The 19,227-nt window shown below is 59.8% G+C and carries 17 protein-coding genes; 8 read left to right on the forward strand and 9 right to left on the reverse strand.

The window, feature by feature from the left end:
* Genes N6L25_RS14420 through N6L25_RS14435 form a run of 4 tightly spaced genes read left to right on the forward strand, consistent with a single transcriptional unit; the run spans position 1 to position 3,716 of the window.
* Entirely contained in the window at positions 1 to 996 is a 996-nt protein-coding gene (locus N6L25_RS14420) for a type II secretion system F family protein (protein WP_271981610.1), read from the forward strand.
* A 31-nt stretch (positions 997 to 1,027) separates the two neighbouring features.
* Positions 1,028 to 1,960: a tetratricopeptide repeat protein gene (locus N6L25_RS14425; protein ID WP_271981612.1), complete on the forward strand. Its 933-nt coding sequence runs from the start codon at positions 1,028 to 1,030 to the stop codon at positions 1,958 to 1,960.
* Between the two features lie 11 nt (positions 1,961 to 1,971).
* Positions 1,972 to 2,421: a TadE/TadG family type IV pilus assembly protein gene (locus tag N6L25_RS14430; protein WP_271981614.1), complete on the forward strand. Its 450-nt coding sequence runs from the start codon at positions 1,972 to 1,974 to the stop codon at positions 2,419 to 2,421.
* 44 nt (positions 2,422 to 2,465) lie between these two features.
* A complete protein-coding gene (locus N6L25_RS14435) occupies positions 2,466 to 3,716 on the forward strand; it encodes a TadG family pilus assembly protein (RefSeq protein WP_271981616.1) in 1,251 nt (416 codons plus the stop codon).
* A gap of 168 nt (positions 3,717 to 3,884) precedes the next feature.
* Here N6L25_RS14435 and N6L25_RS14440 read toward each other — a convergent pair whose 3' ends face one another.
* Positions 3,885 to 4,751, reverse strand: a complete 867-nt coding sequence (locus N6L25_RS14440) for a helix-turn-helix transcriptional regulator (protein WP_271981618.1) — start codon at positions 4,749 to 4,751, stop codon at positions 3,885 to 3,887.
* A gap of 286 nt (positions 4,752 to 5,037) precedes the next feature.
* Between N6L25_RS14440 and pncC the strand changes: the two genes are divergently transcribed.
* The 3 genes from pncC to N6L25_RS14455 all read left to right on the forward strand — a co-directional run bounded on the left by pncC (position 5,038) and on the right by N6L25_RS14455 (position 7,304).
* Positions 5,038 to 5,535, forward strand: coding sequence for a nicotinamide-nucleotide amidase (pncC, locus tag N6L25_RS14445; RefSeq protein WP_271981620.1), 498 nt, complete (start codon positions 5,038 to 5,040; stop codon positions 5,533 to 5,535).
* 182 nt (positions 5,536 to 5,717) lie between these two features.
* The gene (gene recA / locus N6L25_RS14450) at positions 5,718 to 6,764 is read left to right on the forward strand and encodes a recombinase RecA (protein ID WP_271981826.1); all 1,047 of its coding nucleotides are present in this window, start codon (positions 5,718 to 5,720) and stop codon (positions 6,762 to 6,764) included.
* A gap of 69 nt (positions 6,765 to 6,833) precedes the next feature.
* Positions 6,834 to 7,304, forward strand: a complete 471-nt coding sequence (locus N6L25_RS14455) for a flavodoxin family protein (RefSeq protein ID WP_271981622.1) — start codon at positions 6,834 to 6,836, stop codon at positions 7,302 to 7,304.
* Between the two features lie 40 nt (positions 7,305 to 7,344).
* Here the strand turns inward: N6L25_RS14455 and N6L25_RS14460 are convergent, their stop codons facing one another.
* Positions 7,345 to 8,334, reverse strand: a complete 990-nt coding sequence (locus tag N6L25_RS14460; protein WP_271981624.1) for a ribose-phosphate diphosphokinase — start codon at positions 8,332 to 8,334, stop codon at positions 7,345 to 7,347.
* A gap of 186 nt (positions 8,335 to 8,520) precedes the next feature.
* Positions 8,521 to 9,183, reverse strand: a complete 663-nt coding sequence (locus N6L25_RS14465; protein WP_271981626.1) for a dienelactone hydrolase family protein — start codon at positions 9,181 to 9,183, stop codon at positions 8,521 to 8,523.
* A 180-nt stretch (positions 9,184 to 9,363) separates the two neighbouring features.
* Between N6L25_RS14465 and N6L25_RS14470 the strand changes: the two genes are divergently transcribed.
* Positions 9,364 to 9,783, forward strand: coding sequence for a hypothetical protein (locus N6L25_RS14470; RefSeq protein ID WP_271981628.1), 420 nt, complete (start codon positions 9,364 to 9,366; stop codon positions 9,781 to 9,783).
* Positions 9,784 to 9,797: 14 nt separating this feature from the next.
* Here N6L25_RS14470 and N6L25_RS14475 read toward each other — a convergent pair whose 3' ends face one another.
* The 6 genes from N6L25_RS14475 to N6L25_RS14500 form a co-directional block, all read right to left on the reverse strand.
* Positions 9,798 to 10,337 (reverse strand): response regulator, encoded by a 540-nt coding sequence (locus N6L25_RS14475; protein ID WP_271981630.1) that lies wholly within the window; start codon positions 10,335 to 10,337, stop codon positions 9,798 to 9,800.
* A gap of 7 nt (positions 10,338 to 10,344) precedes the next feature.
* Positions 10,345 to 11,688 (reverse strand): HD domain-containing phosphohydrolase, encoded by a 1,344-nt coding sequence (locus N6L25_RS14480; protein ID WP_271981632.1) that lies wholly within the window; start codon positions 11,686 to 11,688, stop codon positions 10,345 to 10,347.
* Positions 11,689 to 11,724: 36 nt separating this feature from the next.
* Entirely contained in the window at positions 11,725 to 14,934 is a 3,210-nt protein-coding gene (locus N6L25_RS14485; RefSeq protein WP_271981634.1) for an EAL domain-containing protein, read from the reverse strand.
* Positions 14,935 to 15,147: 213 nt separating this feature from the next.
* Positions 15,148 to 17,409 (reverse strand): ATPase, T2SS/T4P/T4SS family, encoded by a 2,262-nt coding sequence (locus tag N6L25_RS14490; RefSeq protein WP_271981636.1) that lies wholly within the window; start codon positions 17,407 to 17,409, stop codon positions 15,148 to 15,150.
* Complete coding sequence (locus tag N6L25_RS14495) at positions 17,406 to 18,554, reverse strand: sensor histidine kinase (RefSeq protein ID WP_271981638.1); 1,149 nt, start codon at positions 18,552 to 18,554, stop codon at positions 17,406 to 17,408. Before N6L25_RS14495 ends, N6L25_RS14490 begins: the two co-directional genes overlap by 4 nt.
* Positions 18,541 to 19,218, reverse strand: a complete 678-nt coding sequence (locus N6L25_RS14500; protein ID WP_271981640.1) for a GTP-binding protein — start codon at positions 19,216 to 19,218, stop codon at positions 18,541 to 18,543. Before N6L25_RS14500 ends, N6L25_RS14495 begins: the two co-directional genes overlap by 14 nt.
* Positions 19,219 to 19,227 lie beyond the last annotated feature (9 nt).

Below are 19,227 nucleotides of genomic sequence, written 5' to 3' on the forward strand. Positions count from 1 at the left end.
ATGGAATTCCTGAGTCGGTTACAGGTGTTACTGAATGAGTTGATCAAAGATCCGCAACTGGCGCAGTTGAGCTTTATGGTCTTGCTGGGGGCTGCCGCCTTTGCGCTGATGCTGGCTTTGATTCTGATTTACCTTGGGCTGAGCGACCCGATCCGGCGGCGAGTCCAGCAGCTCGACACCCAGGCGGCAGGCGGCGGCACGATTGCCACCGAGAAGGGCGAAGCCGGGAAGCCAGCCGGGCAGGCCCTGCGTCTGGCGGAATCTATGGGATACCGGCTCCTGCCAGCCGACAAGAAGGTGCGCAATCGAACCTATAACCAGCTGCGGCACGCAGGAATCTACACACCGGGCGCGGTGAACACCTTCTATGGTGCCAAGCTCGGCTTGACCCTGTTGTTGCCCACGGTGGCCATGTTCTCGGTACAACTGCTTGGGGCTTCGTTTGCCACCGTCATGCTGGTTGCTGCCTCAGCGGGCATTGTGGGCTATGTGCTGCCCAGCTACTGGCTGAATCGGGCGGTTCGGCGGCGCAGCACCAGCTTGCGGCGGGGATTGCCGGATACCCTGGATTTACTGGTGGTATGTACCGAGGCCGGGCTGGGTTTGGTGGCCGCCATACAGCGGGTGGCGCGGGATCAGGAAATCAGTCAGCCGGAACTGGCCGAAGAGCTGAACCTGTTTGGCATGCAAACCCGGGCCGGGATGGATGTCCGATCAGCCCTGCGGGATATGGAAGAGCGCACGGGGGTTGAGGAGGTTCGCGGGCTGGTGACCAGTCTGATTCAGAGCATGCGCTTCGGCACCAGCATCGGCACCACCCTGAGGATCTATGCCGACGAATTGCGGGACAAGCGCACCCAGGACGCCGAGGAACGGGCCGCCAAGGTCAGTACAAAAATGCTGTTTCCGCTAGTGTTCTGCGTACTACCGAGCTTCTTCGTGGTGGCCCTTGGGCCACCATTGCTCGGGGCGATGGAAGCCATGGCAGGTAAATAATGACGCGGTGTGTGACCCAGGGGAGAAGACAATGATCAGACAAAAGGCAGTACTTCCGATTTTGCTGGCCGCTGGCATGCTGGCTGGCTGCGCGAGCACACCGTCAACCGGCGGTGGGGACGAATACGGGGTGTTTTACGAAGGGGAATCGGAGGCAACCTATTCCACCGCTTTCCCGGTCAGTTCGCCCGAAGAAGCCTATCGCAATGGCGACTCGGCCGCCCAGACCGGCGACTACGACCGGGCCTTGTACGAATACATTCGGGGACTGAGGCTGGAAGAGGCGCCACCCACCGAGGTCTTATACAAGATCGGCAGCATCCATCACGCCAGGGAGAACTACCGCCTGGCCAGTCTGGCCTATCGCTGGGCGCTGGAAATCGAGCCCAATCATGCGGCGGCGGGTACCGGCCTGGGCGTGCTCTATCTGGAAGCTCGTCAGTACGAGGCCGCCAAGGCGCAGTTGGAGCCCGTGGTGAACGCGACCGAAGCAGCGCCCTGGCGTGCCTATAACGCCCTGGGCATCCTGGCGGACATGGACGGCGATCCGGTCAGCGCCGAGCAATACTATCAGCAAGCGCTGACCGCAAACCCCCGTTCGCCTCAGATTCTTAATAATCTGGGTTACTCCCGCTACCTGGTGGGGGACTGGGTCGGTGCTCGTAACGCCTTGCAACAGGCCCTGAACGCCGATGCCGGTTACGAGCTTGCCTGGCGTAACCTGGGGTTGGTGCATGCCCGCGAGAAAAACTACCGCTCCGCGCTGGAGGCCCTGGGCCGCACCGGCGAGGAGTCCGAAGCCTATAACGACGTTGGCTATGTTTCGATGATGTCGGGCGACTACGCCCAGGCCCTGGCATTCTTCAATAAGGCCATGCACCTGTCGCCGGCTTATTACGTCACAGCGAGCGAAAACGCGCGTAATGCGGAACGCATGATGCAGCGCGGTCCGGCTATTCAGTAGGGGGGAATGTCATGAGGATGAAATCACTGCGACATCAGCAAGGCACGGAGGTAGTGGAGTTCGCCATTACCGCCAGTCTGCTGTTCCTGATTCTTTTCGGCATCATCGAAACGAGCGTGGTGTTGTTCGACAAGGCAACGCTGACCAATGCCAGTCGTGAAGGTTCTCGTACCGGCATCCTCTGGCGCCCGGACCCAAGAAATCTGGCGACGGAAGATAACGAAATCACCCAGGCCATTGACGATTATGCCTCCGATTACCTCATCTCTTTGGGGGGCGCGGCGAGCATGTCCACGGACGTCCAGCGGGTGGATGTGGACGGCGACGGCACCTTCAACAGCGGCGATCAAGTGGTGGTCACCATCACCTATCCCTACCAATTCCTATTGCTGCCAGAATTCCTCGACACTTCGTTCGGGAATTTTGAGCTGTCTGCGACCACCGTGATGCGAGCGGAATGACCATGAACACATCAAATACAAACGCACGAAGCCGGTTTGCACAGATGCGTTACGCTCGACCGGGACCCTACCGGCAGCGGGGCGTCTCCTTGATCCTGGTGTCTATTTCCTTGCTCATGCTGTTGGCGTTCGCTGCCCTGGCGGTGGATGGAGGTAATCTCTACGTGGCCAAAAATGAACTGCACAATGCCGCCGATGCCGGCGCCCTGGCCGGCGCAAGCGAGCTGTACCTCAACGATGGCAGCGCCGTCAATCCGGGAGCCGATGCCACAGCGCAGCAGGTTGCCATGGCGAACGCCAGCCAAGGCGATGCGGTGGAAGTGGCGAGCGTGCGACGGGGCCACTGGAGCTTTACCACCCGAACCTTTACCCCCAACGACTCCCTGGAGCCGGTCGACCTGTTTTCCAGTTCGGCGGCGGAATTGGACCTGAACACCGATTTCATCAACGCTGTCGAGGTTGTGACCCAGCGCGAGACAACCCCTGTCGAAGCTTTCTTTGGCACCGTGCTGGGCTTTGATCATTACGATGTGTCGGCGCGGGCGGTCGCGTATATCGGCTTTGCCGGGACGTTACTGCCAACGGAGGTGGACCAGCCCATCGCAATCTGCGAGGACGCTTTGTTGAATGCCTCTGGCGAGTACGAGTGCAGCGTCGGTCGGTTTATTCCGGCCAACGGAGACACCGGCGGCTGGACCAACTTCCAGCAAAACGGAGAGGGGGGTGCCAACGCCAGTGAAATCAGAGACGTCACCTGCGCCGGTGGAAATCCCGAAACGCTACACTACGGCCAGGATATGCAGACCTCCAATGGTCAGGTCGAGTCGGCATTCCAGAAGCTTTACGATTGTTGGGAGGAGGCCACCAATAAAATCGAACCGTGGAACCTGACATTACCGGTAATCGAATGCCCGGCGGGCGGCGTCGGTCCGAGCAATAAGCTGATTGGGGCCGTGAACCTGAATGTGATCTGGATTGTTGATCAGGCCAACCAAATTGATAATCGGGCCCCCAGTGAAATGGCGCTGCCAGCCGAGGACAGCGGTGGTGGGTCGCCGGGAACCTGGAGCAACAGCAGTACCGATGGAATCACCCGTTGGAACGATTTCGTCGACACACTGGACGTTGAAAAGCCGGATTTCACCCCGGCCCACTGGGATGATAATCCCCAGGAGAACGGTTGGCGCCAGAAAACCATCTACTTCTCGCCGGACTGTTCCTTTCATGACCCGGAGGGGCTGACCGGGGGCGATAATTATGGCGTATTGGCCAGGATCCCGGTGCTGGTGGACTGAGCCATACCCGTCATGTCTGGAGATCGGCCCGGGCCTGACGGGGCTGTCATAGGGTAAGCCACTGAAAACACCCGCAGTGCCTTTGTCGGCAAGGCTCTGCGGGTGTTTTCAGTTGTTCCCCGGAGGCTGTGAATGCCACAGGTGAGTCAGGTTTGAGGCAAAGGCTCCCTAGCTCTTGGCGGTGACGAATTCGGAAATACGACGCGATTCCTTGGCACTGGCAGCCGCTTCTGCAGCCGCAACCTGCTCGGCCTGGGCCAAACGGTATCGTGACGGTGGCAGCCCCACGTGGCGCTGGAAGATCCGGGTAAAGTACGACAGGTCATGAAAGCCGACGGTAAAGCAGACATCGGTGACCGACACCTTGGGGTTAGCGAGCAGCCGTTTGGCTTCCTCGATCCTGCGGGTGAGCAGGTAGGCCTGGAAGGTGACATCGCCGAGGCGCTTGAACAGCCGGCTGAACTGGAACGGGCTGAGGCCAAAGCGTTCCGCCACTTCCGCCTGGACTATTTTCTTGTGCAGATTGGCATTCAGGAAGGTGAGGATCTGGTCCATGATGGCGCGTTCTTCACCACCACCGTTGCAGCGTAGCCTGGCTTCGGGAGGAATGGCGTTGTTGGCGTCGAGCGCCGCACGGGCGGCCTCGGCAGGCTGGCCGTGGCGGATCGCGCTCAGCGTATCAATGACATCGATATAGCGCGCGGTGTCCACCGGCTGGACGAAGTAATCCCAGACGTGGGAACGAAACGCCCAAACCGCCAGTTGCTCGGAATGGGACTGGGTAATCATCAGCAACGGCACCGAAGGCAGCAGTTGCTTGGTCAGCCGCAGTTCGACCAAGCCGGACTGGTCCGGGTAATCGAATTGAAAACAGACGGCAACCGGAGCATGCTGCTTGATGGCCGGAATGGGATCCTGGCCAACCGCGACATACCTGACCTGATAGCCATGGGTTTTGAGAGTTTCAGTGTATTCGTTGGTGGTGCATGCTTCCAGGTTCCTGATGACAATAACAACACAGCCAGGGTGATCCATCTCACTGCCTCTACGGTTACTCTGGCACTGGATACTACTGGGTCTGCGGGGTTGTATGGATACTGATACACCGCGACCTAACTTGCCAGAAACTGCGCCTGCCCGCTGAATGGATCTACTTCGCACTTAATGCTAACTATTGATCTTCCATGATCTTTTATTGTCATCGGAACAAGGCAAAATGCAGGCCAGGCCGTATAACTTTATGATTTATCAAAAGTACATCATTTTGATGTTACATTAAAAACAATTAATGTAATTTTTTCTGACAGTTTGAGAGGGGCTTATGACCATTTCCGATCAGCAGCTGGCCGATGCGGGTGCCGATCTGGGGGCGCAGTTGGTGAGCCGGGGAATGACGATTGCCACGGCAGAGAGCTGTACTGGCGGTTGGTTGGCCAAGGTGCTGACCGATCGTGCCGGTTCATCCGCTTATGTGGCGGGCGGACTGGTCACCTACAGTAATCGCGCCAAGCAGCTCCTGCTGGGTGTTACAGAACTGACACTTCAGCAGCATGGCGCTGTCAGTGAACAGGTTGTCCGCGACATGGTCGCCGGCGCCCTGAGGGCAACCGGGGCGGAGGTGGCCGTGGCCATCAGCGGTGTGGCGGGGCCAGGGGGCGGCAGTGCCGAGAAGCCGGTGGGCACCGTCTGGTTTGCCTGGGGCGCTCATTGTAAGGACACCGTAGCCCGGCACAGACGCTTTGAGGGCGACCGGGAGGCAGTGCGGCGACAGGCGGTAATGGTTGCATTGCAAGGGGTTAGCGACTTTCTGGATTCCTGATCAGAAGCAGGGGTTGGTCTGTTGTGCGGCTTGTGTTTTAATACTGGTCAAATATACAGTTCGGTTCCTGTGGGAACTTGACCCGGGCAAGACCATTCAGATAAAGCGAATAGCGAATAGCTTGCAGCAAATAGCTAAACGCTGAAAGTTAGAAACTTATAAGCAAAGAGGGCATGGCAGCAATGGAAGACAACCGCAAGAAGGCACTCGGTGCAGCTCTGAGTCAGATTGAGCGTCAGTTCGGTAAAGGCGCGGTGATGAAAATGGGCGATCAGCCGCGAGAAGCCATTCCGGCGGTGTCTACCGGCTCGCTGGGGCTGGACGTGGCGTTGGGTATTGGCGGTTTGCCTTACGGCCGGATTGTTGAAATCTACGGCCCGGAAAGTTCCGGTAAGACCACGCTGACGCTGCAGGTGATCGCCGAAGCCCAAAAGCAGGGCAAGACCTGTGCCTTTGTCGATGCCGAGCACGCCCTGGACCCGATCTACGCCGAGAAGCTGGGCGTGAACGTGGATGAACTACTGGTGTCCCAGCCGGATACCGGCGAGCAGGCGCTGGAAATCGCCGACATGCTGGTGCGTTCCAACGCGGTGGACGTCATTATCGTCGATTCGGTAGCCGCGCTGACTCCGAAGGCGGAAATCGAGGGCGAGATGGGGGACTCCCACGTCGGGCTTCAGGCGCGACTGATGTCCCAGGCGCTGCGTAAGCTGACCGGCAGTGTCAAGCAGGCCAACTGTTTGATGGTGTTCATCAACCAGATCCGAATGAAGATCGGGGTGATGTTCGGGAGCCCGGAAACCACCACCGGTGGCAATGCGCTCAAGTTCTACGCCTCCGTCCGTTTGGACATCCGCCGCATTGGCTCGGTCAAGGACGGTGACGAGGTGGTGGGTAACGAAACCCGGGTCAAGGTCGTGAAAAACAAGGTCTCGCCGCCTTTCCGTCAGGCTGAATTCCAGATCATGTACGGCAAGGGCATTTACCACATGGCCGAAGTGCTGGACATGGGGGTCAAGGAAGGTTTCGTAGACAAGTCCGGTGCCTGGTACGCCTATAATGGCGACAAGATTGGCCAGGGTAAGGCCAATGCCTGCAAGTTCCTCGAAGAAAACATGGACATGGCGAATGAAATCGAAGCCAAGGTTCGTGACAAGCTGATGCCGAAACCGACCAGCAAGAACGCCGAAGCTGCCCAGCCGGCAGAGACCAACGGCGAGTTGATCTAAGCCGCCGCCGGTCACCCGGCCGGGGGGATGAAGCCCCCGGCCATGGGTGTCTTTCCGCAGGAGTCAGTCATGCCTGAAGCTAAGCGTTTACTGATTGTTGCCCACGCCCCCTCTCCCAATACCCTGACTCTCCGTAACGCCGTTGCCGACGGTGCCCGTCACCCGGAAATCGAGCAAGTGGATGTGACCGTGCTGGCACCGCTGGACGCCGGTCCGCAGGACGTTCTAGCCTGCGATGCCATTATCCTCGGGACCACTGAAAACCTCGGCTACATGAGTGGTGCCCTCAAGGATTTTTTCGACCGCAGCTATTACCCCTGCCTGGAGAAAACCCAGGGCCTGCCTTTCGCGTTCTACATCCGCGCCGGCCACGACGGCACCGGCACCCGGCGGGCTATCGAATCCATCACCACCGGGCTGCGTTGGCGCCTGGTTCATGAGCCGTTAGTGTGTCGGGGCGAATACCACGCTGAATTTGAAGAGCAGTGCCGCGAGTTGGGTATGTACGTTGCCGCGAGCCTGGAGGCCGGACTGCTTTAGGCCGTCATTTGGCCAGGAAGTCTGAGGCACGGACCAGCGCTCAGCCGTCTTGCCCCCGCAGCTCTGACAGCGAACCGCCGCTGGACAGCCGGTCGATGGCTCCGGCCAGCAGCGGCGCGACGGACAGTACGATCAGCTTGTCATCCGCAGCCGGCGAAAACCGGGCAGGTAGGATACTGTCTGTAATCACCAGGCCATCCAGCTCCGGCGATGTCAGGAACTGCTCTGTATTTCCGGAAAACAGACCGTGGGTTGCCGCACCATGAATGGCCCGGGCGCCATGCCTGCGACAGGCCTTTGCAGCCTGTAACAGAGTGCCGCCGGTACTGATCAGATCATCCAGGATGATCACCGTCTTGTGCTCGACATCGCCGACCAGGGTTCCCCCGGTGATGTGTCCCGAGCTGCGGTACTTTTCAACGTAGGCATTGGATACGTTTCGGCCCAACTGGTGTGTCAGTTGCTGGCGAAACCGTTCCGCGCGTTTGATGCCGCCGATGTCGGGGGAGACCACGGCCACGTCCTGGTCGCGGAGGCTTGAGGCGAAATGGTCGGCCATGAGTTGGCAGCCTTCCAGGTGCTCCCGGGGGCAGCGGAAGGCGTTCTGGTAGGCGGCGGGGTTATGGGCGTCCAGGGTCAGCACCCGCGACACGCCGACGGCCTCGAACAACTGGGCGACGTAGCGGGTGATGACCGGATCTCTTGATTGGGTTTGCCGGTCTTTGCGGCCATAGCAGAGATAGGGCAGCACTGCGGTAATGCGGTAGGCCGAGGCATCGGCCAGGGTGGCGATAAAGAACAGCAGCCGGCAGAGCCGGTCGTCCACGCTCAGGTGGTGATCGCTCACCAGCGATTGCACAATGTACACATCTTTGTCGCGGACGCTTTCAAGCGGGCGACATTTGTGCTCGCCATCATCGAACCTGCGTTCTTCGTGCGGGCTCAGAGGGAGGCCCAGGTACCGGGCAATCCCGATAGGCAGTGGATCGTCCTCGTCGAGGGCAAAGAGGCAAAGACCCTTGTTGATCATGTCGCCTTCCTTATTGAAGTCAATGAATGATCGGGTGGGGACTCAGGCCTGTTGAGCGCAAAACGGCGAAAGGCTCGCCCCTGTATGGCAGGGTTCCCGGATAACCACGCGTCCTTACCAATATGGTGGGTAACCTGGCTATTGGTCAAAGTTTGATGTGCCCGGACTGTTGCGTGGGTATCGACGTCAGCGGAGTTCCTTGAGCAGCCAGTCCCGGGCCAGGCCGGCGACGGTTTCAAGCTTACCGGGCTCTTCAAACAGATGGCTGGCGCCGGGAACGATGACCAGCTCGTGGCGTGCGCTCAGGCTCTGTGCGGCCTGGCGATTGAGTTCAATCACCACGGTATCGTCACCACCCACGAGCAGCAAGGTCGGAGCCTGAACCTGCGCCAGGGCGCTCTGTGCCAGGTCTGGTCGGCCGCCGCGGGAGACCACCGAGCGAATCAGTTCGGGTCTGGCCGCAGCGGTGTTGAGGGCCGCCGCAGCTCCGGTGCTGGCGCCGAACAGGCCGAGTAAAAGCCCGTGGAGGTCGGGTTGTTGTCGCACCCAATCCACCGTGGCCACCATGCGCTTACTGAGCAGCTCGATGTCGAAGCGCAAGGCGCCAGAGCGCTGGTCTCGCACCTCTTCTTCTGGTGTCAGCAGATCGAACAGCAGTGTCGCCAGACCCGCACGATGGAGCACTTCCGCCACGTACCGGTTGCGTGGACTGAACCGGCTGCTGCCGCTGCCGTGAACGAATATCACCACAGCGGAGGCGAATTCCGGCAGAGTCAGGGTGCCGTTGAGTTCGGCGCCTACCGCGCTGATCAACAGGTCTCGCGATGGGCATGAGCGGGCTTGGGCCATGACCTTACCTCCCAAAATCGAGGTGCTATCCCCATTATCCCCGCTTGTCAGGGGAGGGGGAAGTCAGCAGGAACGTTGGTGATGGTCGTTATCCTCGGCCTGAGTGCTAAGCTGTTAGATACCCCCAAAGCGCAGGATGAAACCGCCCAACACCGGTAGCAAACCAGAGGATTAGCCATCATGGACGAGGATGAACAGTCTTTGTACGCAGGATTGCAGGCCCTCTCTAACGACGCATTTCCCAAGAAATGTAACAACTGCGGGCGTAGTTTTGACTCACCGGACGCCTTTATCCGCCAGTCGGAGGCCGTGTTCTCTGGCAGCGGACTACAGAAATCGACGGACGATGACGATCAGCCCGTCGTCATGTTGTTCCGCAATTGCCTGTGTGGATCGACCCTGATGGATCTCTTTTCCGACCGGCGGGTGACCACCCAGGCTGGTGCTAAACGCAGGGCGCTGTTTGACCGGTTGGTGCAGGTGCTGCAGCACCGGGGGCTGGAGCTTGAGCCGGCGCGCATAGAGCTGCGCCGGTTAATCAAGGGAGAACGAAGCACCCGGTTGGAAGCGATGGGTATTCATCTGGAACTGAAGAAGTGAACACCGGCGACCGGTCACAGAATGTCATCGGCCTCATCGCTGAGGTCGATCAAACCATCGGCATCCCGCTCGATGTGGGTGATTCCCGGCATCTCCTGCTCCAGCCGGATCAGCTCCGCCTGCTGCCGCTTCAGCCGGTCGCGCTGAATCCGAACTGTTTCCGCCAGCTCGGCGTTCTCCCGTAGCAGGTCGTTATACCTGAGGGCGGTTTTCAGCGTGTGCAGCAGCTCCTCATCCTCCCAGGGTTTGAGCATGTAACGGTAGACCTCCGACTGGTTGACGGCGTTCAGTACGCCTTGCATGTCCGCCTGACCGCTGAGGATGATTCTCAGGGTGTCCGGATGATGCTCCTTGAAGCGGTTGAGAAACTCCACACCGGTCATCTGGGGCATGCGGTAGTCCGAGACCACGATATCGATCGCCCGGTCCGCGAGCCTCTCCAGGGCGTCCGCGGGATCGGCGAAGGGGAGTACTTCCCAGTCTGTTTTGCGCAGTAGCCGGTTCAGTGACTTTAGAATCAGTTCTTCATCATCGATCAGGGCTATGGTAGGCATGGGGTGGCTACTCCTCGTGCTTGGGCTTGGCCACGTAGACCGTGACCCGACGGCTATCGATCTGTTCCAGTTCACGCAATCTGTTGATCATCTGTTCATTCAGACTGGCGCCGGCGACCATCAACAAAATGCCGCAGCGGTTGACCAGGTCGCGGGTCAGCACCATGCCGGGCTGGAGTTCGGACGGCTGGCAGATCTTTTCGTGGTCCTGGGTGAGGGCGATCGCAAAGTCGTGGATCAGCGGATGCAGGCGCCCAACGATGTCCGGGTCGTAGCGCCGACCGGTGTACTCTTCGATGTAGCGGTAGGCTCGTTCCGCGTCATAGGGCGTGGTGGTCAGCAGGCCACTTTGAAGACCGACGAAATCATGGGCGACCCTGAGTATGCGGGCGCCCAGCTCAATGCCGTGACCCTTGAGCTGATCTGGATAGCCGCTGCCATCGTACAGCTCCATGTGCTGGCGAATGATCTTGGCGGTGGGGGCCAGCGCGGGAATGGAACTGAGGAACATCTCACCCATTTGCGGGTATTTCTGGTACGCGTCCCGGTCCCGGTAGGTGAGGTGAGCTTCGGCCCGGGTGAGGATGTCGTCAGGTAGGTTCAGTTTGCCGATTTCGTGCAGCAGGGCGGCATAGTAGACATGGGCCGTCTGGGCCTTGTCCAGTGATAACTGGTGGGCCAGCGCCTTGGCCAGGTCGGCGACCTGGCGGGATTGGCCTTTCTGCAATTGCGGCCGGCTGCTGATGACGGTGGAGAACACACGAACGAAGGCGTCATAACTGCTTTCGATCTGCTGAATGGCCTTCTTCAGCATGTCCGATTTTTCCCGGGTTTCGCGGGTTCGTTCGCTGACCCGCGCTTCCAGTTCCTCGTTCAGTTGCCGCAGCTCTTCATTCTGGCGGCGACTTTTATCAATCAGGCGTTTCTTCTCCCGCTCCAGGCGACGTATGCGCAGGCCTTCTTCTATGGCTTCGAGTAGGGCGTCCTCGTCCCAGGGCTTGTTGATGTAGCGGTTGATACCGCCTTTATTAAGCGCATTGATGGCGGCGTTCATGTCGGCGTATCCGGTCATCAGGAAACGGACGCTGAACGGCCAGCGTTTCTTGACCTCGGCGAGGAACGCCGCGCCGTCGATTTCCGGCATCCGCATGTCGGAGACGATCAGGTCGATGGGAGACGAGGCCAGCACCTCCAGACCCTGGCGAGCACCCTCGGCAAAGAAACATTCGTAGGGGTGCTTGCGCATCAGCCGACGCAAGGCGGTCAAGATTGAGGGCTCGTCGTCCACAAACAGAATGCGGAACATCGGTGGGGATTCCGGCGGCTTTGACTCCACGGCGGCGTTGGTCATGGTGTGCTCCTTAGGGCGGAAATCGCCGGATCAGGGCTAGTCATGAGAGGGCTCTGGCTGCTCGGTTTGGCCTACCGACTGGTGTATGAACGCCTCGCGGATGTTTTGCCGGAGTTGGTCGTCCTCCCAGGGCTTGGTAAGGAATTTGTAGATGGCCCCCTCGTTGATGGCGTCAGTCACCGACTCCAGATCGGTGAAGCCGGATAGCACGATGCGGATGGTGCCCGGGTATATGTCCTTGACCTGGCTGAAGAACTCGGTGCCGGAGATTTCTGGCATGCGCTGGTCTGAAATGATGACCTGAACGTCGTTTTCGGCAAGCAGTTGAAAGGCTTCCTGCGCCTCGGTGGTGGCCAGGATGCGGTAGCCATCGCGTCGCAGCAGACGGCTGAGGGCCCGAATGATGTTGGGCTCATCATCGAGGATGAGCAGCGTGGGCCGAGCCTGGGGGTCCTTCGGCGTTGACAGGCTGGGTGGCCCTGAGCGTAGCACGCCAGTCAGATCCGACAAGGGCAGGGGGTGACTGAAGAACTGGCCCTGCAGCACATCGCACTGGTTGCGCTTGAGGAAGATGGCCTGGGCTTCGGATTCCACGCCTACAATCACCACCGGCAGCCCGAGGTGATGGGCCAGTGAGATAATACCCTTGGTGATGGAGGCATCTTTCCGGTCGCTGATCACACTCTTGATGAATTCACGGGTGATTTTCAGTTTGGTGGCGGGCAGCTCTTTAAGATAGCTCAGGCTGGAATAGCCCTTGCCAAAATCATCGATAACGATGCCGACCCCCAGCTGCCGCAATGTCTGCAGATTTTTAATGCCCAAGCTGGAGTCTCCCAGCAGCACGGATTCCGTCACTTCCAGAATCAGGTTGCCGGCTGGCATCTCCGATGCCTCAAGTGCGGCTTGGACCATGTCCGGGAATCCGCTCTGCTGGAGCTGGATGGAGGACACATTCACTGACACGGTGTGATCACGCAGGCCGGATTCGATCAGAACCCGATTGTCGTGGCAGGCTCGCTCAAGAATCCATTGGCCCAGCCGGATGATCTGGCCGGTTTCCTCCAGCACCGGGATAAACTCGGCTGGTAGCATCAGACCCTGGTCTGGATCCTGCCAGCGGATCAGCGCCTCTGAGCCGATGTACTTACCGGTCTGGCAGCTAACCTGGGGCTGATACAGCAATTGCAGGTGTTGGGCCGCGATGGCCCGTTCCAGATTGTTTCTTAAGGCCGCCCGCTTGTTGGCTTCCTGGCGCAGATGGGCGCTAAACCAATGGTAGGTGTTCTTGCCGGATTGCTTGGCCCCCAACATGGCCATGTCCGCTTGCTGCACCAGATCCATGGCGTTGGCGAGCCGCTTGTGGGACACCGCGATGCCGATACTGGTGGTGATGTGCAAGGTGTGTTCTTCGATCTGATAGGGCTGGGCGAGGGCGCTGAGTATTTTGTCCACCATGGTTACGGCGTCTTTGGCCGCGGCAAGGTCCGGTAACAGAATGGCGAATTCGTCGCCGCCCAGGCGGGCCACGGTATCGCCCGGGCGGACCACCGATTGCAGACGTTCCGCCACCGCTTTAAGCAGTTGGTCTCCCACCCGGAGGCCGAAGGAATCGTTGACCAATTTGAAATGATCGAGATTGAGCAGTAGCACGGCCAGAGTCAGCCGGTGGCGCTCTATCAGATTGAGTGCCTGCTCGATCCGGTCCGCCAGTGGGGAACGGTTGGGGAGGCCGGTGAGGACATCGTGGCTTGCGTTGAAGGCAATGTCGGACTGCGCCTGCTTATGCTCGGAAATGTCGTTGATGATGCCAACGTAATGGCTGGCTTGGCCCGTCTCATCCGGCACGGGGGCAAGGTAGAATTCGTTCCAGAAGGGAGAGCCATCACGCCGGAAGTTCCGCAGTACACCTCTGAATTCGCTGTTGGTCGACAGCGCCTCCAGAATCCGTTTGCGGTTGGGGGATTCCGAATCGGTGTCCAGCAATGTCCGGCAGTCGCGGCCGATGGCTTCTGCCACCGTATAACCGGTGATCCGTTCGAAGGCAGGGTTGCCGTAGATTATGCCGTAATCCTTGTCCTGGCCGGTGGCAATGACTACCCCGTTGGAGCAAACGTCAATGCTGCGTTGGAGTAGCTGCAGTTGTTCGTCGGTCCGCTTGCGCTCGCTGATGTCTCTGAGGGACAGCAGGGTTCTGGTGAAGCCTCGCCAGTGGATCGGTGTCGACAGTATTTCAAGCCATCGCGGGCTTTGGTGGTCCTGATCCAGCTTGACCTCCAGCGCATGGCCGGGCTGGATCGCGGACAGGTGTTGGACCAGCCGGTAGAAGTCCTTCAGTTCCGGCCCGAGCAAGGTCTCCGAGGCTGGATTGGAGTAACAGAGGCGTTGATGGCCATCCACCACCAGCGCACCGTCTCGCATATCGCCCAACAGGTTCAGATAGGCCTGCTCACTGCTGCGGGCTTTGTTCAGGGCCATGATCCGGTCGGAGACATCGGTCATCATTAACAGGGTGAGGCTGCCCCGCGCCACTGGGATGGCCTGACTGAATACCTCTACGTACAGCAAGGCGCCATCTCTGCGCCGGTGTCGCTCAAGTTCACAATCTTCCGGGGGGCGGTAACCGGCGAGCAGGGCATCGGCAACAGGAGTCTTGGCATCATTGTCGATGCGCAGATTTCCCAAATAAAGGTCGGCGGCGTGCAGCGACGGCAGCCAGTATAGGGCCTTGGCGGCTTGATTCAGGGCGACGATCCTCTCGCTCTGCGTTTCCATCAGGCACATGGGCTGCGGATTGGCCTCAAACAGTGTGCGAAAACAGGCCTCGCTGTGAATCAGCTGATCCACATAGCGGCGGCGCCCCTGCAGACGGTTCAGGCACTGGGTCAGAGCGTCTTCGGTGAGCTGATTGGCGGACAACTGGGCCATGTGTTCCAGCGGCGGCAAATGGGGCGTGAGTTCGCCGCTGCTTTGATGGGTGACTAATACCGCCGGGGTGGTGTCACCGTTTGCTCGCGCCTGCCTGACCAGTCGCAGCGCCTGACCGGGGTCGTTCAATCCCACCAGCATGGCGTCAAAGGTGGACGCGTTCAGCGCCTGCAGTCCGGCCTCGGGGCCGCGACAGACGGTCCATACCTCCTCGGAGTAGCCGTCCAGCCGGCCCTTGATCTGGAGGATCGTGTGCTCGCACTCGCTGACCAGAAGCAATCGCTGCAAGGTCTGAGAGTGTCCGGGATCGGATTGCATGGGCCTTTTACCTCCGTCCTGGCTGGTGGTAGCTGGCAAAGCGTGATCAACTCGCGGTGGCGACTCAGAGCACTTCTGAGTCGAACCGGGCGAGCCCGAACACCGACTGGAAATGGATTGCCGGTACTGCCAGGACAGACCCGTACACGTGGTCTTCCATTACCTTGGCTTTTCCCTGTCCGGTTGTTACCAGCATAGTCGATAACCGAGGATTCAGCGGGGAAGCTCCTGGGGGCCGAGCACCCGCAGGATCTCCGCCGGTGTGGTGAGGCCGGCCTGAACCTTTTCCACGGCGTCATCGATGAGCAGCTTCATGCCGTGCTCCCGGGCGATCGCTTCCAGTCGCAGTTCGCTGGCCCGGTCGGTAATGGCTTGTCGCAAGTCTTCGTTGACCGTCAGTACCTCATGCAAGGCAATGCGTCCCTGGTAGCCGTTGTGGCACTGCTCGCATCCCCGGCCGTGATAGAACGTCTGGTGATGGCCCAGAAATGGCGGGCCCAGTTGCTGCAGCAGTTCCGCTGATGGCGTGTGTTCTTCTTTACAGTTGGTGCAGATGCAACGCACCAGCCGTTGCGCAATGATGGCTTCCAGAGCCGAGGCCAGCACATAGGGTTTGAGATCGAGGTCCAGTAGCCGTGCGATGGTGGCGGCGGCGGAGCTGGTGTGCAGAGTGGAATACACCAGATGCCCGGTCATTGCGGCGTGAAAGGCAACGTCTGCCGTTTCCTCGTCGCGGATTTCCCCCAGCAGGATGACATCCGGGTCCTGGCGCAGGATCGCCCGCAGGACACTGGCAAAGTCCAGACCAATTCGCTCCCGGACGGGCACCTGGCCAGCCATGTCGACGTAGTATTCCACCGGATCTTCGATGGTGATGTAGTTTCGTTCCGAGGTGGCATTGTGCTGCAGCAGGGCATAGAGCGAGGTGGTTTTGCCACTGCCGGTGGGGCCGGTGGCAAGAATGATGCCCTGGGGTTTGCTGATCACCCGCTTGAGGCTGGCGAGGTTGTACTGGGACAGCCCCAGGTCTTCCAGGGACTGGACCGAGGACTGGCGCTCCAGCACCCGCATTACCACCTTCTCGCCATTGATGGTGGGCAGGGTGGAGATTCGCAGGTCGACGATCCGCAGCGGTGTCTTGACGGTGATACGACCATCCTGGGGGCGCCGGCGTTCGGTGATATCCAGCTCGGCCATGACCTTGATGCGGGATACCACCGACATCAGCAGCTCCGCCGGGATCTGGATCTTGTCCTGCAAGACGCCGTCGATGCGATAGCGCACCACCACGGCCTTGGTGCGGGGATGGATGTGGATATCGCTGGCGCCCAGGCGCAGGGCCTCCAGGATGACGCCGTTCACCAGGCGGATGGCGGGTGGCTCCTCCGAGCTGCCCAGTAGCTGCTCCAGACTCTCCGAATCCTGTTCCTCATCCAGCAGGATCTCGATGCCTTCATAGGGGGAGTCCAGTCCGACCCGGGTGGCCAGGTCCTCCAGTTCATCATTGTTGGCCTCGCCAAATATCTCCGCCAGCTTGCGCTCCATCTGATCGAGGCTGCACACCAGGGGTTGAATGGTGTACCCGGACACAAACGCCAATTCATCGATCAGCGAGATCTCCAGGGGGTCCACCATGGCCAGGTTCAGGCGCTTGTTCACCACATTCAAAGGCAGCAGCAGGTGGCGGTTGCAAATGTTTTGGGGAATCAGCGACAGCAGGCTGGAGCCGATCTGGGCGTCGCGGATATCCACCTCGTCAAACATCATGTCGGCTTTCAGAAGTTCGAATACCTTGTCCGGATTGACCCAGCTGTGTTCCATTAACAGCTTAATGACCGGAGCCTTGCGGGTTTGCATCTCGCGGTGCAGTTGCTGGATCTGGCGGGCGTTCAGCCAGCCTTTCTTGTGCAGCATGATGGCGAGTTGACTGCGGTTGGAGACCCCCAGCTTGGCGATGGTTTCCAGGTCCTTGCTCTGTTGTTGGTTCTGTGCTTTCAGGGCAAGATTTTTCTGGATCAGCTCGTACTGCTCCAGAGCCAGGGCGATGGTTAGCCGCAGGTCGTCTTCGTTCCAGGGCTTGAGCAGGAATCGGTACACCGCGCCGGCCTTGATGGAGCCCATCACCGCGTCGGTGTTGGCATGGCCGGTGAGCATCAAACGGATGGTCTGTGGCCAGCCTTCGCGGACCTCCTTCAGCAATTCGGCGCCGTTCATGCCCGGCATCATGAAATCGGTCATGATCAGCTCCACCGGCTGCTGTTTCAGCATCGCAAGCGCTTCTTGCCCGGAGGTGGCGAAATGGAGTTTGTAATTCTCCCGGGCAAACACCCGTTTCAGGGCCGACAGGATATTGGGCTCGTCATCCACAAACAGTAAATGATAGGGCGGTCTGGTCGGAGCTTCCTCCATCGGAGCCGACGGGGTTGCTGCCGGGTCGTGTTGTTCGAGAAACAGGGCGCCGTATTTTCCACTCATGGCTCACTCCGACCGGTTGGCAGGACGATGCTGACCCGCGTGCCTTTACCTGGCGCACTCTCCAGACGAATGCGGCCCTGGTGGGCCTGGACGGTGTCCCGGGCGACGGTCAGCCCCAGTCCCGTGCCTGAGCCCACTGGCCGGGTGGTGAAAAACGGGTCGAATACTCGATCCTGAATGTCACCGGGAACGCCACCGCCCGTATCCATCACGTGAATGAGGATCTGGCCATGCTCGTCCGACCCGCTTTCGACGCGAATCACCCCGGCCGTGTCGATGGCCTTGGCGGCATTGTCGAGCACGTTGTAGATCGCCTGCGACAGTCGGGCAGCGTGCCCGTGCAGCGGGGGCAGCGACGTCAGCCGGGTCTCGATCGGCAGGGGCGTAGCCTGGTTGGTCTGGACCAGGTGAATGGTCGCCTCGATCAGGGCATTGACCGAGCAATCCGAGTAGTCCGCCTGGTCGATGCTGGAGAAGGTCTTGAGATCGGCGACGATGGCCGCGATGCGCTGAGCGCCGGTCAAGGATTCTTGCAACAACGCCTGGAAGTCGGTCAGGGTGCTGTCAAGCCGGTGATCTGCGGGCAGGGCCTCGGCCAGTTCCGCCACGTAATCCCGGGCCACGCCAAGGTTACTGCGGATAAAGCCAATGGGGTTGTTGATTTCGTGGGCGACCCCGGCCGCGAGCTGGCCGACTGCCCGCAGGCGCGCGCTTTCGTAGAGCTCCTGTTGCGCGGCCTGGATCACTTCCACCTGTTGGTTGACCCGTTGCTGCAGGGAGTCTGCCAGGACCTGCAGTTGTTTCTCGGAGTGCCTGAGCGCGATGTTTTGCTGCTGCAGGGCCTGGTAGGTTGTTTCGGTGGTGTTGCGGTGAAGGTTCGCCGCCCAGCGATACTTGGTGACGAAGTAGGTCAGGAATGCCGCGAGGTCGGCCGCTGCCGATCTGGTCGCGGCCGGGGCCGAGCCCTGGACCCAGCCCACGGTATCGAGGTTGAAGTCAACGGGCGTGGCTTGTTCTTCCACGGTGGGCGCGCTGACCAGGGACAGTTCGCACCCCGCCAGGGTTGAGAGCAGGTTTTCGAGCCTGTCGAGCTGGTCGGGCGTCAGCAGTTCCGTCAGGGCCACCTCCTCGTCAAAGTCCAACATCGCCTGTCTCCGTGTCGGCACGACTCAGCAAGGCAACGAAGGTCGCCTCGTCTATCTGGAATCGATCGGCAAGGCCGTACCGTGGGTTGATCTGGACATACAGTCGCCGCAACAGCAGCTGGAAGGTTTCCAGAACGCCTTGCCCACGGATGGCGCTGGCCATGATCACCGGCGGCCAGGGGGTGGCCTGCCAGCGCTGGTGGAGGGCGGCCTCTTCGATAATGTCAGTGAGATCCCGTTTGTTGAACTGGATGGCGAGCGGGATCTGGGCAATGTCGATCCCCACCTTCTGCAGGTTCTGGTCGAGGTTTTCAAAGGTGGACGCGTTGTTGTGCTGCTGGCTGTGCTGGGAGTCCGCGACGAACACCACGCCGTCGGCTCGTGAGAGCACCGCCTTGCGCGTACTGTCGTGCTGAACCTGGCCGGGCACGGTATAGAGCTTGAGCCGCAGGTCCAGTCCGGAACCACTGCGAAAACCGATGGGCAGCAGGTCGAAGAACAGGGTACGGTCATCCTTGGTTTCCAGAACCATGAGCTCACCCTTGCGCTCGGGAGCCAGCAGGGTATGCAACTGCATCAGATTGGTGGTTTTGCCACTCAAAGCGGGCCCATAGAACACAATTTTGAAAACCAGTTTTAGATGCTGCTTGTCGAACTCGGCCATGGTGTCGCC

This window comes from Marinobacter sp. SS21 (genome assembly GCF_028369065.1).
Classification (GTDB): domain Bacteria; phylum Pseudomonadota; class Gammaproteobacteria; order Pseudomonadales; family Oleiphilaceae; genus Marinobacter.

Coding starts and splice junctions, on each gene's coding strand:
- N6L25_RS14420 (WP_271981610.1), top strand. CDS start 1: ATGGAATTCCTGAGTCGGTTACAGGTGTTACTGAATGAGTTGATCAAA.
- N6L25_RS14425 (WP_271981612.1), top strand. CDS start 1,028: ATGATCAGACAAAAGGCAGTACTTCCGATTTTGCTGGCCGCTGGCATG.
- N6L25_RS14430 (WP_271981614.1), top strand. CDS start 1,972: ATGAGGATGAAATCACTGCGACATCAGCAAGGCACGGAGGTAGTGGAG.
- N6L25_RS14435 (WP_271981616.1), top strand. CDS start 2,466: ATGCGTTACGCTCGACCGGGACCCTACCGGCAGCGGGGCGTCTCCTTG.
- N6L25_RS14440 (WP_271981618.1), bottom strand. CDS start 4,751: ATGGATCACCCTGGCTGTGTTGTTATTGTCATCAGGAACCTGGAAGCA.
- pncC (WP_271981620.1), top strand. CDS start 5,038: ATGACCATTTCCGATCAGCAGCTGGCCGATGCGGGTGCCGATCTGGGG.
- recA (WP_271981826.1), top strand. CDS start 5,718: ATGGAAGACAACCGCAAGAAGGCACTCGGTGCAGCTCTGAGTCAGATT.
- N6L25_RS14455 (WP_271981622.1), top strand. CDS start 6,834: ATGCCTGAAGCTAAGCGTTTACTGATTGTTGCCCACGCCCCCTCTCCC.
- N6L25_RS14460 (WP_271981624.1), bottom strand. CDS start 8,334: ATGATCAACAAGGGTCTTTGCCTCTTTGCCCTCGACGAGGACGATCCA.
- N6L25_RS14465 (WP_271981626.1), bottom strand. CDS start 9,183: ATGGCCCAAGCCCGCTCATGCCCATCGCGAGACCTGTTGATCAGCGCG.
- N6L25_RS14470 (WP_271981628.1), top strand. CDS start 9,364: ATGGACGAGGATGAACAGTCTTTGTACGCAGGATTGCAGGCCCTCTCT.
- N6L25_RS14475 (WP_271981630.1), bottom strand. CDS start 10,337: ATGCCTACCATAGCCCTGATCGATGATGAAGAACTGATTCTAAAGTCA.
- N6L25_RS14480 (WP_271981632.1), bottom strand. CDS start 11,688: ATGACCAACGCCGCCGTGGAGTCAAAGCCGCCGGAATCCCCACCGATG.
- N6L25_RS14485 (WP_271981634.1), bottom strand. CDS start 14,934: ATGCAATCCGATCCCGGACACTCTCAGACCTTGCAGCGATTGCTTCTG.
- N6L25_RS14490 (WP_271981636.1), bottom strand. CDS start 17,409: ATGAGTGGAAAATACGGCGCCCTGTTTCTCGAACAACACGACCCGGCA.
- N6L25_RS14495 (WP_271981638.1), bottom strand. CDS start 18,554: ATGTTGGACTTTGACGAGGAGGTGGCCCTGACGGAACTGCTGACGCCC.
- N6L25_RS14500 (WP_271981640.1), bottom strand. CDS start 19,218: ATGGCCGAGTTCGACAAGCAGCATCTAAAACTGGTTTTCAAAATTGTG.